General features: G+C 69.0%; 18 protein-coding genes. 9 read left to right on the top strand and 9 right to left on the bottom strand.

All coding sequences use genetic code 11. The features are described 5' to 3' along the window. Positions 1 to 3 precede the first annotated feature (3 nt). Entirely contained in the window at positions 4 to 1,200 is a 1,197-nt protein-coding gene (locus ACZ5IQ_RS12695; protein ID WP_406774958.1) for a winged helix-turn-helix domain-containing protein, read from the bottom strand. A gap of 140 nt (positions 1,201 to 1,340) precedes the next feature. Between ACZ5IQ_RS12695 and ACZ5IQ_RS12690 the strand changes: the two genes are divergently transcribed. The 3 genes from ACZ5IQ_RS12690 to ACZ5IQ_RS12680 are packed head-to-tail and all read left to right on the top strand — an operon-like array spanning position 1,341 to position 6,767. Beyond that, positions 1,341 to 3,374: a toprim domain-containing protein gene (locus tag ACZ5IQ_RS12690; protein WP_318984359.1), complete on the top strand. Its 2,034-nt coding sequence runs from the start codon at positions 1,341 to 1,343 to the stop codon at positions 3,372 to 3,374. A gap of 12 nt (positions 3,375 to 3,386) precedes the next feature. Further along, positions 3,387 to 5,528: a DNA gyrase subunit A gene (locus ACZ5IQ_RS12685; protein ID WP_406774957.1), complete on the top strand. Its 2,142-nt coding sequence runs from the start codon at positions 3,387 to 3,389 to the stop codon at positions 5,526 to 5,528. 6 nt (positions 5,529 to 5,534) lie between these two features. After that, positions 5,535 to 6,767 carry a hypothetical protein gene (locus ACZ5IQ_RS12680; protein ID WP_464481325.1) on the top strand — a complete coding sequence of 411 codons (1,233 nt, stop codon included), beginning with the start codon at positions 5,535 to 5,537 and terminating at the stop codon, positions 6,765 to 6,767. On the opposite strand, the gene ACZ5IQ_RS12675 is transcribed toward ACZ5IQ_RS12680, so the two are convergent. Continuing rightward, the gene (locus ACZ5IQ_RS12675; RefSeq protein WP_406774955.1) at positions 6,755 to 7,213 is read right to left on the bottom strand and encodes a dihydrofolate reductase; all 459 of its coding nucleotides are present in this window, start codon (positions 7,211 to 7,213) and stop codon (positions 6,755 to 6,757) included. The two genes, ACZ5IQ_RS12680 and ACZ5IQ_RS12675, sit on opposite strands and share 13 nt — an antisense overlap. A 4-nt stretch (positions 7,214 to 7,217) precedes the next feature. After that, positions 7,218 to 8,018: a thymidylate synthase gene (locus tag ACZ5IQ_RS12670; protein WP_346415527.1), complete on the bottom strand. Its 801-nt coding sequence runs from the start codon at positions 8,016 to 8,018 to the stop codon at positions 7,218 to 7,220. Between the two features lie 73 nt (positions 8,019 to 8,091). On the opposite strand from ACZ5IQ_RS12670, the gene ACZ5IQ_RS12665 reads away from it, so the two are divergent. Then, positions 8,092 to 8,832: a dienelactone hydrolase family protein gene (locus ACZ5IQ_RS12665; RefSeq protein WP_464481324.1), complete on the top strand. Its 741-nt coding sequence runs from the start codon at positions 8,092 to 8,094 to the stop codon at positions 8,830 to 8,832. A 44-nt stretch (positions 8,833 to 8,876) separates the two neighbouring features. Further along, complete coding sequence (locus ACZ5IQ_RS12660; RefSeq protein WP_318984353.1) at positions 8,877 to 9,794, top strand: HpcH/HpaI aldolase/citrate lyase family protein; 918 nt, start codon at positions 8,877 to 8,879, stop codon at positions 9,792 to 9,794. On the opposite strand, the gene ACZ5IQ_RS12655 is transcribed toward ACZ5IQ_RS12660, so the two are convergent. From ACZ5IQ_RS12655 to dapB, 4 genes are all read right to left on the bottom strand, one after another. Next, complete coding sequence (locus ACZ5IQ_RS12655) at positions 9,788 to 10,267, bottom strand: hypothetical protein (RefSeq protein WP_318984352.1); 480 nt, start codon at positions 10,265 to 10,267, stop codon at positions 9,788 to 9,790. The genes ACZ5IQ_RS12660 and ACZ5IQ_RS12655 overlap by 7 nt on opposite strands. Positions 10,268 to 10,407: 140 nt before the next feature. After that, positions 10,408 to 10,857: a flavodoxin family protein gene (locus ACZ5IQ_RS12650; RefSeq protein ID WP_318984351.1), complete on the bottom strand. Its 450-nt coding sequence runs from the start codon at positions 10,855 to 10,857 to the stop codon at positions 10,408 to 10,410. Next, entirely contained in the window at positions 10,854 to 11,324 is a 471-nt protein-coding gene (locus ACZ5IQ_RS12645; protein WP_318984350.1) for a tetratricopeptide repeat protein, read from the bottom strand. Before ACZ5IQ_RS12645 ends, ACZ5IQ_RS12650 begins: the two co-directional genes overlap by 4 nt. A 10-nt stretch (positions 11,325 to 11,334) precedes the next feature. Next, a complete protein-coding gene (gene dapB / locus ACZ5IQ_RS12640; RefSeq protein ID WP_318984349.1) occupies positions 11,335 to 12,069 on the bottom strand; it encodes a 4-hydroxy-tetrahydrodipicolinate reductase in 735 nt (244 codons plus the stop codon). Between the two features lie 35 nt (positions 12,070 to 12,104). On the opposite strand from dapB, the gene ACZ5IQ_RS12635 reads away from it, so the two are divergent. Continuing rightward, entirely contained in the window at positions 12,105 to 13,007 is a 903-nt protein-coding gene (locus ACZ5IQ_RS12635; RefSeq protein ID WP_318984348.1) for an NAD-dependent epimerase/dehydratase family protein, read from the top strand. A gap of 12 nt (positions 13,008 to 13,019) precedes the next feature. On the opposite strand, the gene ACZ5IQ_RS12630 is transcribed toward ACZ5IQ_RS12635, so the two are convergent. Next, positions 13,020 to 13,928 (bottom strand): SDR family oxidoreductase, encoded by a 909-nt coding sequence (locus tag ACZ5IQ_RS12630; RefSeq protein ID WP_318984347.1) that lies wholly within the window; start codon positions 13,926 to 13,928, stop codon positions 13,020 to 13,022. Positions 13,929 to 14,039: 111 nt separating this feature from the next. On the opposite strand from ACZ5IQ_RS12630, the gene ACZ5IQ_RS12625 reads away from it, so the two are divergent. Further along, a complete protein-coding gene (locus tag ACZ5IQ_RS12625) occupies positions 14,040 to 14,600 on the top strand; it encodes a TetR family transcriptional regulator (protein WP_318984346.1) in 561 nt (186 codons plus the stop codon). A 14-nt stretch (positions 14,601 to 14,614) separates the two neighbouring features. Here ACZ5IQ_RS12625 and aldR read toward each other — a convergent pair whose 3' ends face one another. Continuing rightward, positions 14,615 to 15,139, bottom strand: a complete 525-nt coding sequence (gene aldR / locus ACZ5IQ_RS12620) for an HTH-type transcriptional regulator AldR (protein ID WP_318984345.1) — start codon at positions 15,137 to 15,139, stop codon at positions 14,615 to 14,617. Positions 15,140 to 15,228: 89 nt separating this feature from the next. On the opposite strand from aldR, the gene ald reads away from it, so the two are divergent. Together ald and ACZ5IQ_RS12610 are read left to right on the top strand one after the other, a co-directional pair. Beyond that, the gene (ald, locus tag ACZ5IQ_RS12615) at positions 15,229 to 16,335 is read left to right on the top strand and encodes an alanine dehydrogenase (protein WP_318984344.1); all 1,107 of its coding nucleotides are present in this window, start codon (positions 15,229 to 15,231) and stop codon (positions 16,333 to 16,335) included. A gap of 112 nt (positions 16,336 to 16,447) precedes the next feature. Then, on the top strand, positions 16,448 to 17,002 hold the full coding sequence (locus ACZ5IQ_RS12610) for a DUF4334 domain-containing protein (RefSeq protein ID WP_318984343.1): 555 nt from the start codon (positions 16,448 to 16,450) through the stop codon (positions 17,000 to 17,002). The last annotated feature ends 41 nt before the right edge of the window (positions 17,003 to 17,043 follow it).

The raw sequence follows: 17,043 nt of genomic DNA, 5'->3' as shown, positions 1-17,043 counted from the left end.
GCGCTAGACCCGCCGTCCCAGCTCGGCGACCAGATCCCCGCGGTCCCCGACCGTCACGTCGCCGACGCCGAGCCACGCCGCCATCGAGCTGAGTTCCGGCACCAGGGCCGCGGCCACCCGCACGCGGTCCTCGCCGTCCTCGGCGAACGCGCCCACGACATGCAGCGCGTCGGCCGTGCGTTTGAGGTCGACGCGCGCCACCAGCCGGCCGTCGAGCAGGAAAGGCCAGACGTAGTAACCGAATTGGCGCTTCGGGGCCGGGGTGTAGATCTCGATCCGGTAGTGGAAGCCGAACAGCCGCTCGACGCGGGGCCGGAAGAAGATCAGCGGGTCGAACGGGCACAACAGTGCGGTGCCCCGGTCCGTACGAGGTACTTTCTGCCCGGCGCGCAGGTAGGCCGCAGCCCCATCGATCGTGACGGGCTCCAGCTCTCCGGACGCCACCAGCGCCGCCAAAGCGGGCTTCACCTGACGGGCGCCCAGCCGGAAGTAGTCGCGGATGTCGGACTCGGTCCCCACGCCCAGCGCCCCGGCCGCCTTGAGCACCAGTTGCCGGACCGCCTCGTCGTCGGAGACCTCCCGGGCCAGCACCTCCGCCGGCAGCACCCGTTCGACCAGGTCATAGTGCCGTGCGAACCCGGCGCGGGTGGCCGTGGTGAGCACGCCAGCCGACCACAGCGCCTCGGCCACCCACTTGGTGTCACTGCGCCCCCACCAGGGCCCTTTCGCGCCACGGGGTTCGGCTTCGAGGTGGGCCTCGATCTGTCCGGCCGTCGACGGCCCGAGTTCGGCGACGGCGGCGACGATCTTCTCGGCCAGCTCACCGTTGCGCTTGACGATCTCGGTGCCCCAGCGCCCGTGGGTGTACTCACGCATCCGCCAGCGCAGCAGCGGCCAGTCCTCCACGGGCAACAACGCCGCTTCGTGCGCCCAATATTCGATGAACTGCCGCGGCGACCGCGCGCTGTGGCTCCACGCCAGCGCGTCGAGCGCGTCGCGATTGTAGGGACCGAGCCTGCTGAACACCGGCGCGTAGTGCGCCCGCACGCAGACCGATACCGAATCCAATTGCAGCACTTGTATTCTGGACATCAAACGCTTCAGGTGTGCCCGGGTTACCGCCCCGGACGGCTTGGGTTCGTGAAAGCCCTGGGCGGCGACGGCGATGCGACGGGCCTGGACCGTGGTGAGTGCTGCCACTGTCACATCGTGGCGCAGACCACCGACAAACTCGCGCATGGATCTGCAAGGTTGTCGGCCGAACCGCCTACCATTCCTGCGGCACACCCTGTATTGGGGCTTCGGTCTCACCCGGCCGGCCCTGACGGAAAGGACCAGCAGTGAGCTACAACGCTGCGGACATCACCGAACTCGACGATGTTCAGCACACCCGCCTGCGACCGGCGGTCAACCTGGGCCTGGATGTGCTCAACACCGCCCTGCGCGAGCTGGTGGACAACGCGGTCGAGGAGGTCGCCGACCCCAGCCACGGCGGCTCCACCGTCACGATCACCCTGCATGCCGACGGCTCGGTCAGCGTCGCCGACGACGGACGCGGCCTTCCCATCGACTCCGACCCCGTGACCGGCAAGAACGGCATCGTCAAGACCCTCGGGACGGCGCGCGCCGGCGGCAAGTTCTCGGCCCACGCCGACGCCAGCAGCACCGGCGCCGGCCTGAACGGCATCGGCGCCGCGGCCGCGGTGTTCATCTCCGCCCGCACCGACGTCACCGTGCGCCGGGCCGGCAAGACCTACCTGCAGAGTTTCGGCCACGGCTACCCCGGCACGTTCGAGGGCAAGGAATTCGACCCGAACGCCGAGTTCACGCGTGCCGACAACCAGAAGCTGCGCGGCGTCGGCAACCGCAAACCCGACGCCCACGGCACGACCGTCCGGATTCTGTTCGACCAGGCCGTGGTGCCGGACGCCAGCGTGGACATCGCCGAGGTCCTGCTGCGCGCGCACGCCGCGGCCCGGATGTGCCCCGGTGTGCACCTGACCGTCGTCGACGAGGGCTGGCCCGGCGAGGAGGTCCCCGCCGCCCTGCTGCAGCCGTTCAACGGCCCCTGGGGCACCGAGGCGCTGCTGGACCTCATGTGCACCTCGGCCGGCACTCCCCTGCCGCCGGTGCGCGCCGTCGTGGAGGGCCGTGGCGAATACACCACCGGGCGCGGGCCCACCCCGTTCCGCTGGTCGATGACCGCCGGACCGGCCGAGCCGACCACCGTGGCCGCGTTCTGCAACACCGTGCGCACCCCGGGCGGCGGATCGCACCTGACCGCGGCCATCAAGGGACTCACGGAGGCACTGGCCGACCGCGCGTCCCGGATCCGCGACCTGGGCCTGGCCAAGGGCGAGGACGGACCCGAACCGCAGGACTTCGCCGCGGTGACCGCGCTGGCCGTCGACACCCGCGCACCGGATGTGGGCTGGGACTCGCAGGCCAAGACCGCGGTCTCGTCGCGCTCGCTGAACGTCGCGATGGCCCCGGATGTGACGCGCAGCGTCAACGTCTGGGCGGCGAATCCCGCCAACAGCGAGACGGTGTCGTTGTGGACGAAGCTGGCGCTGGAGTCGGCCCGCGCGCGCCGCAGCGCCGAGGGCGCCAAGGCACGGTCCCGCGCGGCGTCGAAGGCCAAGGGGCTGGGCACCAACCTGTCGCTGCCGCCGAAGCTGCTGCCCAGCCGCGAGACCGGTCGCGGGTCGGGCGCCGAGCTGTTCCTGTGCGAGGGCGACTCGGCACTGGGCACCATCAAAGCGGCGCGCGACGCCACCTTCCAGGCCGCCTTCCCGCTGAAAGGCAAGCCGCCCAACGTCTATGGCTTCACCGTGAACAAGGCGCGGGTCAAGGACGAGTTCGATTCCATCGAACGCATCCTGGGCTGCGGCGTGCGCGACAACTGCGACCCCGAACAGTGCCGCTATGACCGGATCCTGTTCGCGTCCGACGCCGACCCCGACGGCGGCAACATCAACTCGAGCCTGATCTCGATGTTCCTGGACTTCTACCGCCCGCTCGTCGAGGCCGGCATGGTCTACGTGACACTGCCGCCGCTGTTCGTGGTCAAGGACGGCCAAGAGCGCATCTACTGCCAGGACGAGTCCGAGCGCGACACCGCCGTGGCCGAGCTGAAAGCCCGCTCGAAACGCCGGGTGGAGGTGCAGCGCAACAAGGGTCTCGGTGAGATGGACGCCGACGACTTCTGGAACACCGTGCTGGATCCGCAGCGGCGCACCGTGATTCGCGTGCACCCGGACGACGCGGAGAAGAAGCTGCACCACACCCTGTTCGGCGGGCCGCCCGAGGGCCGGCGCACGTGGATGGCCGAGGTGGCCGCCGTCGTCGACACCCTCGCGCTGGACCTGGACTAGAAAGAGTCAACCGTGACCTCGACCCTGGACGTTCCCGAGCAGAATCCGGACCTGGTCCTCGACCAGAGCGCCGACGACTACTGGAACCACTACCAGCTGACGTTCGCGCTCTACAGCGTCAGCGACCGCGCCATCCCGTCGGCCTTCGACGGCCTCAAGCCGGGCCAGCGCCGGCTGCTGTACCAGATGCACGACTCGAAACTGCTGCCCGGCAACAAGCCACAGAAGTCCTCGAAGGTGTGCTCGGCCGTCACCGGCAACCTGCACCCGCACGGCGGCGCCTCGATGTACGGCGCCGCGGCGCTGATGGCCGCCGAGTTCCAGCGCGTGAAAGTCATTGACGGACAAGGTGCTTTCCCGCGCATCCAGGGCGACATCCCCGCCGCGGACCGGTACACCGAGATGCGGCTGTCGGCTCCCGGTGCGGCACTGACCGCCGAACTCGACGACCACGCGGTACCGATGGTGCCCACGTTCGACGGCGAGTGGATCGAGCCCACGATGCTGCCGGCCCAGTGGCCGGTGCTGCTCTGCAACGGTGCCGTCGGTATCGCCGAAGGCTGGGCCACCAAGGTGCCCGCCCACAATCCGCGCGAGATCATGGCGGCCTGCCGGGCGCTGCTGAAGACGCCGAACATGACCGACGACCGGCTGGCCAAACTCATTCCCGGCCCGGACTGGGGCTGTGGGGCGACGGTGGTCGGCACGGCCGGGCTGCGCGAGTACCTCACCACCGGCCGGGGTGCGCTCACCGTGCGCGGCACCTTGTCGATCGACGGCAAGAACGTCGTCATCACCGAGCTGCCGCCCGGCGTCGCGAGCAACACTGTGCAGGACCGGATTCGGGCGCTCGTCGAGTCCGGTGAGCTGGCCGGTGTGGCCGACATGTCCGACCTGACCGACCGCCGCAACGGGCTGCGGATCGTCGTCACCGCCAAACGCGGCCACGCCGCCGAGACCATCCGCGACCAGCTCCTCGCCCTGACCCCGCTGGAGTCGACGTTCGCCGCCAGCCTGGTCGCGCTCGACGAGGACCGCGTGCCGCGCTGGTGGACGGTGCGCGAGCTGATCGGCGCCTTCCTGCACCTGCGCGACTCCGTCGTCCTGCACCGTAGCCAGTACCGGCTCGAGAAGGTCACTGCCCGTAGGCATCTGGTGGCCGGGTTGATGAAGATCCACCTCGACATCGATGCCGCCGTCGCGGTCATCCGCGGCTCCGACACCGTCGACGACGCCCGCCGCGGGCTGCAGGAACGGTTCAGCATCGACGAGGAACAGGCCAACTACGTGCTGGCACTGCAGCTTCGGCGACTGACCAAGCTCGACGTCATCGAGCTGCAGGCCGAAGCGGACAAGCTGGACGCCGAGTTCGCGGAACTCACCGAGCTGGTGTCGAACCCCGACGCCCGGCGCGTGGTGATCGACAACGAATTGAAAGAGACGGCGAAGCTGTTCGCGGGGCCCGAATTCGACCGCCGCACGGTCCTGGACTTCGAGGGCACCCCGACGGCGTCGAGCTCCGACGACGACGGCCCGCGGGAGAAGAAGGTCAACGCCAACTGGCGGCTTGACGACCGCGGCGTGTTCTCCGACACCCACGGCGACCTGCTCTCCGCCGGGCTGGGCTGGGCGGTGTGGACCGACGGGCGCATCAAGTTCACCAACGGCAACGGCCTGCCGTTCAAGACCCGCGACATCCCGGTGGCCCCGGACATCACCGGGCTGCTGCGCTCGGGTGTGCTGACGCCGGGCTATCACCTGGCACTCGTGACGCGCCGCGGCAAGATTCTGCGCATCGACCCGACGGCGGTGAACCCGCAGGGCGCGGCGGGCAATGGCGTCGCGGGCGTGAAGCTGGCGGGCGACGGCGACGAAGTCATCGCCGCGCTGCCGATCACGTGCGGCAACGGCGAAGCCATCCTGTCGACGTCCGAAAAGGGTTGGAAGGTAACCGAAGTCGCCGACATCCCGGTCAAGGGCCGCGGCGGCGCCGGCGTGGGCTTCCATCCGTTCGTGGGTGGCGAGGACGCGCTGCTGTCGGCGGCGGTCTCCCCCACCGGGTTCGTGCGCAACGGCAAGGCGGTGCGTGCCGAGAAGCGCGCGAAGTCCTCGGTGAAGGGCACGGGTGCCGACGTGGTGCCTGCCGAGGCGTAGGCACCGGTGCAGTTCGACTGGGCGGGATTCGAAACCGACCTGACCGCTGCGGCGGTGACGGCCGTCCGGGCGCTGGTCGGCGCGGCGTCCGGACAACAGCCGTACGCGGTGGCATTCAGCGAGTTCTACGCCGAGACCACGGGCGTCATCTACCTGCCCAATCTGGCGCTGGGCACCGAGGAGTCGGTGCCGGAGCCGTCCTGCCGGTTCAGCCCGCCGGACTGGGAGCACCAGGACTACGAGTGGAGCGACAGCGCCGGCGACTGGGGTGACCGGTTGATCGAGGCGGTGTCGGGTTTGCCGCGCGCACAGTGGGACCAGGCCTGGGAGCGGTTCGCGCAGGCGATGCTGACCATCGCCGCCGGCGTGCGAGCGGTGCTGGTCGCCGACGGCACCCTGCCGGCCGACGTCGTCGTCTACCTCGATGACGAGGACGGCGACCTGCTGGTGCGCTCATTGACGCCCGACGAATTGCGGCGACACTTCCCCGAGTACCTCGCGGCCGACGAAGCCGAGCAGGCGGTGCTGGCGTTGCCGGTCGAACAGCGGGTCGCGGCGCTCGCGGCTGCTGCCGGGCTGGTGCCCGGACCGCCGGGCGACCTGGGTCAGGAACGCGCGCGGACCCTGCTGCTCGATCTCGGCGCCGCCGCGGTGCCGGTCGCCGTCGCGGCCCTCGAACGTCGGGATACCGCCTGGCTCGGCGCCAAGCTGTTGGCCGACCTCGATATCGCATCGGCTGACGTCATCGACGCGCTGTGGGCGGCGGTGCCCCTGCCGGGCCCCGGCCACGACTGGGCGGCCACCGCGTTGGGGCGGCTGGACTGCGGCCCGCAGGTGCTGGAGAGCGACCTGCCCGCGGCCAGCCGCGCGGCCGCCGTCACGGCGCCGTATCGGTCGTTCCGCGATCACGGCCGCAGCCATCGGCCGCTCGACTACGCACTCCTGGCCGCGGGACTGGCCGACCCGGCCATCGCAGCACTGATCGCGCAGGAACTGGCGCCTGGTCAGGGCTACTGCACGCTGGATGCCGCCGACCTTCCCGGCGCCCGGCGGGGACTCGACCACGCCGAGCCGGTGATCCGCCGGCACGCCGTCGTCGTTCTCGGTGAACTGATCGGGCCCATGGGACCCGAAGGTCTGGACCCCGACGACGTCGCGGCACTGAGCGCCCGGATCGCCGACCTGGCCGCCCACGATCCTGACGACGACGTCCGGCGGCTCGCCGGCTACCGCCGATAGGTGCAGAACCGGTAGCGCAGGCCGGTTCTGCTGGTCTGCCACTCGCCGTGCGTGACGGTCCAGGAGTCGTCCAACGTCGGCGCGAATGCGTCACCGTCCGGCACGTCGACATCGATCTCGGTGACCTCGCACAGCGTCGCCGACGGCAGCGCCAGCGCGTACAGTTGCGCCCCGCCCATCACCCAGCCGTCGACCTCGGCGGGCAGCGCCGTGACCACCTCGGCGCCCTCGGCGACATAACCGGCGTCGCGGCTGACCACGACGTTGCGGCGGCCCGGTAGCGGCCGGAAGCGTTCAGGCAGCGACTCCCAGGTGAGCCGGCCCATCACCACCGTGGAGCCCAGCGTCAGCTCCTTGAAACGCGCCATGTCCTCGGGCAGCTGCCACGGAATCTCGTTGTCGCGGCCGATGACGCCGCCGTTGGCCTGGGCCCAGATCAGCTTCACGGCATCAGACCGCAACGGGTGCCTTGATGGCCGGGTGCGGGTCGTAGTTGACGATCGCGATGTCCTCGTACTGGTAATCGAAGATCGAATCACGCGGCGCGAGAACAAGTTCCGGGTACGGCCGGGGCTCGCGGGACAGCTGCAGCCGCACCTGCTCGACGTGGTTGTCGTAGATGTGGCAGTCGCCGCCGGTCCACACGAAGTCGCCCACCTCGAGGCCCGCCTGGGCGGCCATCATGTGCGTCAGCAGCGCGTAGGAGGCGATGTTGAACGGCACGCCGAGAAACAGGTCGGCGCTGCGCTGGTACAGCTGGCAGCTCAGCTTGCCGTCGGCGACGTAGAACTGGAACAGCGCGTGGCACGGCGGCAGCGCCATCTGGGCGATCTCGCCGACGTTCCACGCCGAGACGATGTTGCGCCGGCTGTCCGGGTTGGTCTTGAGCATCTCGAGCGCCGCGCTGATCTGGTCGACGTGCTCGCCGGACGGCGTCGGCCACGACCGCCACTGGACGCCGTACACCGGCCCGAGTTCGCCTGTCTCCGAAGCCCATTCGTCCCAGATGGTGACGCCGCGCTCCTGCAGCCAGCGCACGTTCGAGTCGCCGCGCAGGAACCACAGCAGTTCGTAGATCACCGACTTGGTGTGCACCTTCTTGGTGGTCAGCAGCGGGAACCCGGCGGCCAGGTCGTAGCGCAGCTGATGGCCGAACAGGCTCCGGGTGCCGGTCCCGGTGCGATCAGATTTGGGCGTGCCCTGTTCCAGCACGAGGCGCAGCAGGTCTTCATAGGGAGTCGGCACAGCCACACTGCCAGCTTACGTTCTGGGCCGAGGAGTAGAACGTAATGGGCGAGCGAAGCGACGGGAAGAGGACCAAGCCATGCCAGTGACCAAGGACACCATCACCACCGCCGACGGCACCTGTGCCGTCACCATCGCCACCCCTGAAGGCACCGGACCGTGGCCCGCGGTCGTCATGTACCCCGACGCGGGCGGCCCCAGGCAGACCTTCGACGACATGGCCGCACAACTCGCCGGGCTGGGCTATGTGGTGCTGGTGCCGGACATCTACTACCGCGAGGCCGGGTGGGCGCCGTTCGACATGGCCACCGCCTTCTCCGACGAGAACGAGCGGGCGCGGCTGTTCGGGATGATGCGCAACGTCACACAGGACGTCATGGCCGCCGACGCCGGCGCCTTCTTCGACTATCTGGCGGCCCGGCCCGATGTCACGGGCGACAAGTTCGGCACCACCGGCTACTGCATGGGCGGACGCACGTCGTTCGTCGTCGCCGGCAAGCTGCCCGACCGCGTCGCCGCGGCGATGTCGTTCCACGGCGGTGGCCTGGTCACCGACACCGACGACAGCCCGCACCTGCGCGCCGACCGGATCAGCGCCGTCGTCTACGTCGGCGCCGCCGAGAACGACGGGTCCTTCACCGCCGAGCAGGGCGAGATTCTGGACCGCGCGCTCACCGACGCCGGCGTCGAGCACACCGTCGAGTTCTACCCCGCCGCACACGGCTTCGCGGTGCCCGACAACGTCGGCGCCTACGACGAAGCCGCGGCCAAGCGGCACTGGGATGCGATGCAGCGGGTGTTCGGCGCGGCACTGAAGTAACCCCCGGGGCGGGGGCTGCTCCCGCTGTGCGGGACGATTGACGGGTGTACGACCAGACCAGCACCTACGAACCTGATGCCAACGAGCACGGATCCCGCCTGGACCCGGTACTCGCGCGCAGCTGGCTGCTGGTCAACGGATCGCAGTTCGACCGGTTCTCACCGGCGACGCGCTCCAGCGCCGACATCGTCATCATCGACATCGAGGACGCGGTAGCGCCCAAGGACAAGGACTCCGCCCGCGACAACGCGGCGCGCTGGCTCGGCGGCGGCAACACCGACTGGGTGCGCGTCAACGGCTTCGGTACCCCGTGGTGGGCCGACGACCTGGAGATGCTGTCGAAGACGTCCGTCGGCGGCATCATGCTGGCGATGGTCGAGTCCGTCGACCATGTCACCGAGACCGCCAAGCGGCTGCCCAACGTGCCGATCGTCGCGCTGGTGGAGACCGCCCGCGGGCTCGAGCGCATCACCGAGATCGCGTCGGCCAAGGGCACGTTCCGGCTGGCGTTCGGTATCGGTGACTTCCGGCGTGACACCGGCTTCGGTGACAACCCGGCGACGCTGGCCTACGCCCGCTCGCGGTTCACCATCGCCGCCAAGGCCGCGCACCTGCCCGGCGCCATCGACGGTCCGACCATCGGTTCCAGCTCGCGCAAGCTCAGCGAGGCCACCGCGGTGTCTCTCGAGTTCGGCATGACCGGCAAGATCTGTCTGACTCCGGAGCAGTGCGGCACGGTCAACGAGGGCCTGTCCCCCTCACTCGACGAGATCGCTTGGGCGCAGGAGTTTTTCGCGGAGTTCGAGCGCGACGGCGGCGAAATCCGCAACGGCTCGGACCTGCCGCGTATCGCGCGCGCCAACAAGATCCTCGATCTGGCGAAGGCCTACGGCATTCACCCGTCGATGTTCGGCGACGACCCCGACCACGTGTCGGCGCCGTCGGACACCTACCACTACTGAGCGGCGTCCCCGGCCTTCTTGTTCCGGTGCAGCACCGACGAGAACGCCCGGGCGATGCCGCGCAGTGCGTACCAGCCGGACAGCACGGTGAAGACGATCAGCGCGATGAACATCGGCAACCAGCCCGTGCGCGAGTGCTTGAGATTCCACCAGATGATCGTGAACAGCACCGCCAGGATGAAGACCAGAATGTCGCGCAGCCGGCCCTCGCGGTTGAACGCGTAGCCGATCGCGGTCGACTTGAGCTGGCGGCTGCGGTCGACAGCTGCGATCACCTCGTCGATCCGCATGTCGATGGTGCGCTGCAACTCGGCGCGACGCTCGACCTGCTCGGCCGGCAGCCGGTCCAGCAGGTCCATGTCGGCCTTGATCGCGGCGCGCACGTCCGGTGGCTTCAGGTTGCCCGCGACGGCTCCCAGCAGCGCGCCTCCGGCGAGCGGCGCGGCTCCCAACGCCAGGTCCGCGATTCCCATGTCGGCCCCTCCCTATCGACGCAAACGTCAATCACCATACGGCGTTTTGAGATTTGATCCTGGACCCAGGGCGCATTTGTTCGAGTGCGGTGCGCCGTCACGTCGGGGTCAACGGTTCTGGGCACTGATAACGAGCTGACTCAACCCATCAACGTCGCGGCGACCGTCGCGCCCAGATTCCAGCAGGCCTCCACGTCGGCCTTGCTGGGCTTGCCCGAAACCACCACGTACTCAGCCGCTTTCACCCACCCCAGCCCGGTGGTGATGGAGGTGACGGCCTTCTCGGCGCCTTCGGTGCCTTCGTTGCCGTGCAGCCACAGACCGAATGGCCGGCCACGTGTCGCATCGAGGCACGGGTAGTAGATCTGGTCGAACGCGTGCTTCAAGGCACCCGACATGTAGCCCAGGTTCGCCGGCGAGCCGAGCAGATAGCCGTCGGCCTCCAGCACGTCGGCGGCCGACAGCGTCAGCGCCGGACGGCGCACGACGTCGACGCCCTCGATCTCGGGATCGGTTGCTCCGGCGAGCACCGCCTCGAACATCTCCTGGCAGTGCGGAGACGGAGTGTGGTGCACGACAAGGAGTTTCATCGTGATGCCTGCTCCAGCCGGACGGCCTTGCGGATCGTCTCGCGGGCCCGGGTCCGGTCCCCGGCATAGTCGTAGGCCCGGGCCAGCCGGTACCAGCCGCGCCAATCGTCAGGGCTGGCCTCGACTTCGTCGCGCACCGACTCGAACAGTGCGTCGGCGGCGTCGCGTTCGATGCGGCCCGACGGGCGCTTGGGCAGGTCACTGACGTCGAGCTCGACGCCCTCCTCGTGGGCCAGCCGGGCCAGCCGCTGGTGCGCAAAACCGGCGCGCAGCGTGGCAACCATGGCCCACAGGCCGATCAGCGGCAGCACGAAGATACCGATGCCGAGGCCGATCGCCGCGGCCTCTCCCGACTGCATCAGGATGACGCCGGAGCGCCCGAGCATCACGAAGTAGACCACCAGTGCCGCGCACAGGAATGCGACGACCAGCTGGATGCGGAGTACCTGCGAGCTCGGTTTCGTCATCACCGCCCCGTCACAGCCCCATGAGCTTCGCGATGCCGATGGTCAGCCCGGGGTACTTGGCGACCTCACGGACACCGAGCAGCACTCCGGGCACGAACGACGTGCGGTCGATGCTGTCGTGCCGGATCGTCAGCGTCTCGCCCTGCGTGCCGAACAGCACCTCCTGGTGCGCCACCAGACCACGCAGCCGCACCGAGTGCACGGGGATGCCGTCGACATCGGCGCCGCGCGCGCCCTCCAGGCCGGTGCTGGTGGCATCGGGGTTGGGCGGCAGGCCTTTTCGCGCCTCGGCGATCAGCTGGGCGGTGCGGGTGGCGGTGCCCGACGGGGCGTCGGCCTTCTGCGGGTGGTGCAGCTCGACGACCTCGGCCGACTCGAAGAACGGGGCGGCCAGCTTGGCGAAGTGCATGGACAGCACCGCGCCGATGGCGAAGTTCGGGGCGATCAGCACCGCGACTCCGGGCTTGGCGGCCACCCACTCGCGAACCTGGTCGAGGCGTTCGGCGGTGAAGCCCGTGGTTCCGACGACGGCGTGAATGCCGTTGTCGATGAGGAACTTCAGGTTGTTCATCACGACGTCGGGGTGCGTGAAGTCGACGACGACCTCGGTGCCGCTGTCGGTGAACAGGCTCAGCTCGTCACCGGCGTCGACGCCGACGGTGAACGTCAGATCGTCAGCGGCTTCCACACCGTCGACGATGGTCGCACCGACTTTGCCCTTGGCACCCAGAACTCCGACTCGCATGAGGTCAACCCTAGCGGCCCCCTACTATCAGCCCCATGCGCGGCGCCAAGATCCTCATCACCGGAGTCACCGGCCAGGTGGCCACCCCGATCGCCACGGCCCTGGCGGCCGACAACGAGGTGTGGGGTGTCGCCCGGTTCAACAACCCGCAGGCCCGGCAGAACCTGGAGCAGGGCGGTGTCCGGTGCACGGCGGTCAACCTGGCGGTCGGCGACTTCAGTGCCCTGCCAACCGATTTCGACTACGTGGTCAACCTCGCGGTGGCCAAGAGCGGCCGGTGGGACAAGGACCTCGCGGCCAATGCGGAGTCGGTCGGTCTGCTCATGGCGCACTGTCGCGACGCCAAGGCGTTCCTGCACACCTCGTCAGCGGCGGTGTACGACCCGCCCGGCGACGAGCCGCGTTCGGAGTCGGCGGCGCTGGGCGACAACCACAAGCACCTCTTCCCCACCTATTCGATCTCCAAGATCGCCGGCGAGACGGTCGTGCGCACCATGTCGCGGGTCCTCGATCTGCCGGCCACCATCGCCCGGTTCAACGTGCCGTACGGCGACAACGGCGGCTGGCCGTACTACCAGATGGAGATGATCCTGGCGAGCATCCCGATCCCGGTGCCGCCGGGTGGGCCGGCGCAGTACAACCCGATCCACGAAGACGACATCCTGGCGACGCTGCCGAAGCTGCTGGACGTGGCATCGGTGCCCGCGACGACCGTGAACTGGTGCGGCGATCAGACCGTCAGCCTGCAGGAATGGTGTACCTACATCGGTGAGCTGGTCGGCCGCGAGCCGGTCTTCGCCGAGGACCCGAACGCGCTGCGCGGCGGCCCGACCGACACGACCCGCATGCACGAACTGATCGGCGGCACGTCGGTCGACTGGCGTGACGGCATCCGCCGTCTGGTGACCAAGTTCCACCCGGAGCTGGTCGGCGTCTAGCCGCCCGCTGCCTCAGCCGGCCCGGTGCGCGAAATAGTGACCGGCCTTGAGGTCTTCGAGCAGGGTCGGACGTACGGGATCCCAGCCGAGCAGGGCCCGCGTCTTTTCACTGGAGGTCGGGTTGTCCAGCGCGGCGAAGCCCGCGAGAAAACCGAAGTGGGCCGGGACCTCGTCCGCCGGAATCTGTTGCACCGGCACGCCCAGACCGTCACCGATCGCCTGCGCGATATCGCGGAAGGCGATGCCCTGTTCTGCAGCGCCGTGCAAAACCGAACCGGCGGGCGCCGACTCCACGGCCAGCCGGTAGAGCCGCGCGGCGTCGACGGTGTGCACCGCCGGCCATCGATTAGAGCCGTCACCCTGATATCCGGATCGTCCTGCTGCACGGGCGAATTCGATGAGGCTGGGGATGAAGCCGTGGTGATCGGTGTCCCCGTGCACGGTCGGGGCGAGCCGGATCACCGATGACCGCACGCCGCGTTCGGCCAGCGCGAGCGTCGCCCGTTCTGATGCGCCCCGCGGTGCCGACCGGTCCACGTCGGCGTCCTCTGTACCGAGCCGGCCCGGCTCACCGAAGGCCAGCATGAGCGTGCCCGAGGTGTTCACGAACGGCTTGCCCGAGCCTGCCAGAGCCTCTCCCATGGCCTCTACCGCACGCAGGTCCAACTGGAGCGAGTCGGCGTAATTGGCGAAGTCGTGATTGAAGGCCAGATGGATGACGCCGTCGGAAGCGGCAGCCGCGGCAGCGAGGCCGTCCGGGTCATCCAGACTGCCGCGGTGCACCTGCGCGCCCGCGGCGGCAACGGCGGCGGCCGAGGCGTCCGATCTGGCCAGGCCGGTGACGTGGTGACCCGCTTCGAGCAGGTCGCGGACGACCACGGATCCGATGTGCCCGCTGGCGCCGGTGACGAAAATGCGCATGGTTTCAACTCCTCAGGTGATGTCAGTCCATGACATCACCAAACGTACACCCGATGTCAGCCACTGTCATCAGTCGTGCTGACAGTCACTGACATCGCCTACAATCCGCCCGTGGGCCGATGGGAACCGAACGCGCAGGGCCGCCTCGAGCAGGCCGCCCTGGAGCTGTATCTGGAGCAGGGCTTCGACGAGACGACAGTCGCCGAGATCGCCGCTCGCGCCGGCCTCACGGAACGCACGTTCTTCCGGCACTTCACCGATAAGCGCGAGGTGCTGTTTCGGGGCCGCGAACTCGCCGACGCACTCGAGACAGCCATCGACGACGCCCCCGCAGCCACCGCGCCGCTCGACGCCGTCGCCGCGGCACTGGAATCGGTGTCGGATTTCTTCGCCGAGCGCCGCCCACACGCGCGCCGACGCCAGACGGTGATCAGCGCCAACCCCAGCCTGCAGGAGCGCGAACTCATCAAGCTCGCGTCGTTGGCGACGAGCATCGCCGACGCGCTGCGCCGCCGCGGCGTCGCCGACCCCGCGGCCGGCCTGGTCGCCGAGACCGGTATCGCGGTTTTCAAGGTCGCGTTCGACCAGTGGCTCGCCGATCCGGCCGAGCGTAGCCTCGCCGAGCACATCCGCGAGGCACTCGCCGAACTCAAGGCTGCCACCCAATCCTGAACTGCGGCAACCGGTTACAGCGGTGACGCGCCGCGCAGGTGCTCGAAGATCAGCGACGTCTGGGTGCCGGCCACATCGGCGTCGGCGTTGAGGTGCTCGACCACGAACGCCCGCAGGTGCGCGGTGTCGCGCGCGGCGACGTGCAGGATGAAGTCGTCGGCGCCGGCCAGGAAGTAGACGTCCATCACCTGCGGCAGCCGCCGCATATGGGCGATGAAGTCGCGAATGCGCGCGCGGGCCCCGGATTGCAGGCTCACCGAGATCATCGCCTGCAGACCCAGGCCGATGGCCGCCGGATCGATGTCGGCGTGGAAACCGCGGATCACCCCGAGCTGCTGTAGCCGGCGGACCCGGCCGTGACAGGTCGAAGCGGCGATGCCGACCAGCTCCGCCAACGCGCTGTTGGGGATGCGTGCGTCGGCATGCAGCGCGGTCACGATCTGCCGGTCGATGTCGTCGAGCTCGACGGGCTGAACATCCTTCGGCTGGGACCCTTCCTGGAACGGCGGATTCGAAGATCGTTCACTAGCAGGCGCCATATTGAGAATTATAATCACAGATATTGCAGGTCAGTCGACGTTTATTCACACTTAGGACACCACCTGATCCGCCCTGAGGAGAACCCCAGATGCACGTCGGCATCCCGACCGAAATCAAGAACAACGAGTACCGGGTGGCCATCACCCCGGCCGGCGTCGCCGAACTGATCAAGCACGGCCATGAGGTGCTGATCCAGGCCGGGGCCGGCGAAGGATCCGCGATCGCGGACACCGACTTCAAGGCCGCCGGCGCGCAGATCGTCACCACCGCGGACCAGGTCTGGGCCGAAGCCGACCTGCTCCTGAAGGTCAAAGAACCCATCGCGGCCGAGTACCACCGCATGCGCAAGGGCCAGACCCTGTTCACCTACCTCCACCTGGCCGCCTCGCGTGAGTGCACCGACGCACTGCTGGCCTCGGGCACCACGTCGATCGCCTACGAAACCGTTCAGACTGCCGACGGCCGCCTGCCCCTGCTCGCCCCGATGAGCGAGGTGGCAGGCCGGCTGTCGGCCCAGGTCGGCGCCTACCACCTGATGCGCAGCCACGGCGGCCGCGGCGTCCTGATGGGCGGCGTGCCCGGCGTCGCCCCCGCCAACGTCGTCGTCATCGGCGGTGGCACCGCGGGCTTCCACGCGGCACAGATCGCCAGCGGCATGGGCGCGCAGGTCACCGTCTTCGACCTGAACCTGGACACCCTGCGTCGGATCGACGCCGAGTTCAACGGCCGGATCCACACCCGGTACTCCTCGAGCCTGGACCTGGAAGACGCCGTCAAGCAGGCCGACCTGGTGATCGGCGCGGTGCTGGTCCCCGGCGCCAAGGCACCGAAGCTCGTGACCAATTCGACTGTGGCGCACATGAAGTCGGGTTCCGTGCTCGTCGACATCGCGATCGACCAGGGCGGTTGCTTCGAGGACTCGAAGCCCACCACGCACGACGACCCGACCTTCGCCGTGCACGACTCGGTCTTCTACTGCGTGGCCAACATGCCCGGCGCCGTGCCGCGCACGTCGACCTACGCACTGACCAACGCGACGCTGCCGTACGTCCTCAAGCTCGCCGACCAGGGCTGGCAGGCGGCGTGCCGCAACGACGCCGCGCTGGCCAAGGGCCTGTCGACGCACGACGGCGAGCTGCTGTGCAGCCAGGTCGCCGCGGACCTCGACATTCCGCTCGGCCGCGTCGCGCTGTAGCCCCCGAACCTGATACCCATCGCCCGGTCAGCGCAGCGTCGCGCTGGCCGGGCGATGACTTTTCAGCGCCCGGCACTGCCGTTCTTGACAGGTGTCAAGTATCGTCGTGGCCATGCTCTTGCAGGAACTGCTGCCCGCCCCGCCGACCACGGCGGCCCAAGCCCTCGAAATCTTCGATGCCGCGCCGGCCATCGAACCCGACTTCATGATCGGCACCTGGCACGGCGCCGAAGTGCCCACCGGACATCCGATGGACGGCCTGCTGGAAGCCAGCGGCTGGTGGGGCAAGCAGTTCATCGACGCCGAGACCGTCCACCCGCTGCTGTTCCCGGACGCCTCCGGCGAAACGCTGTGGCCCCTGAACCCGGTGCTGGCATTCTCCGGCGCCGGACTGGCGAACAAGGTGCCCCTGCACCGACTTCCCGTCGCCAAGACCATCACCGCGCTACGCCCGCTACTGCAGGCCCGCTCGGCCAAGGCTCGGCTGCGCACCACGCGCTACCGCGGAGTCGACACCGCGACAATGGTTTACGACCAGCTGCCCATCAACGACGTGTTCCGCAAGCTGACCGACGACGCCGTCCTGGGCGCCATGGATCTCCGCGGCGAAGCACAGCCGTATTTCTTCGTGCTGCGCCGCGACAACTCGCTTCGCCTCAGCCGCTGACGTGATTTGTGCACGAAAATCCGCGGCCTGCGCGGATAATC

Source organism: Mycobacterium toneyamaense, from assembly GCF_055384815.1.
This window is presented reverse-complemented; position numbering and strand designations above follow the sequence as displayed.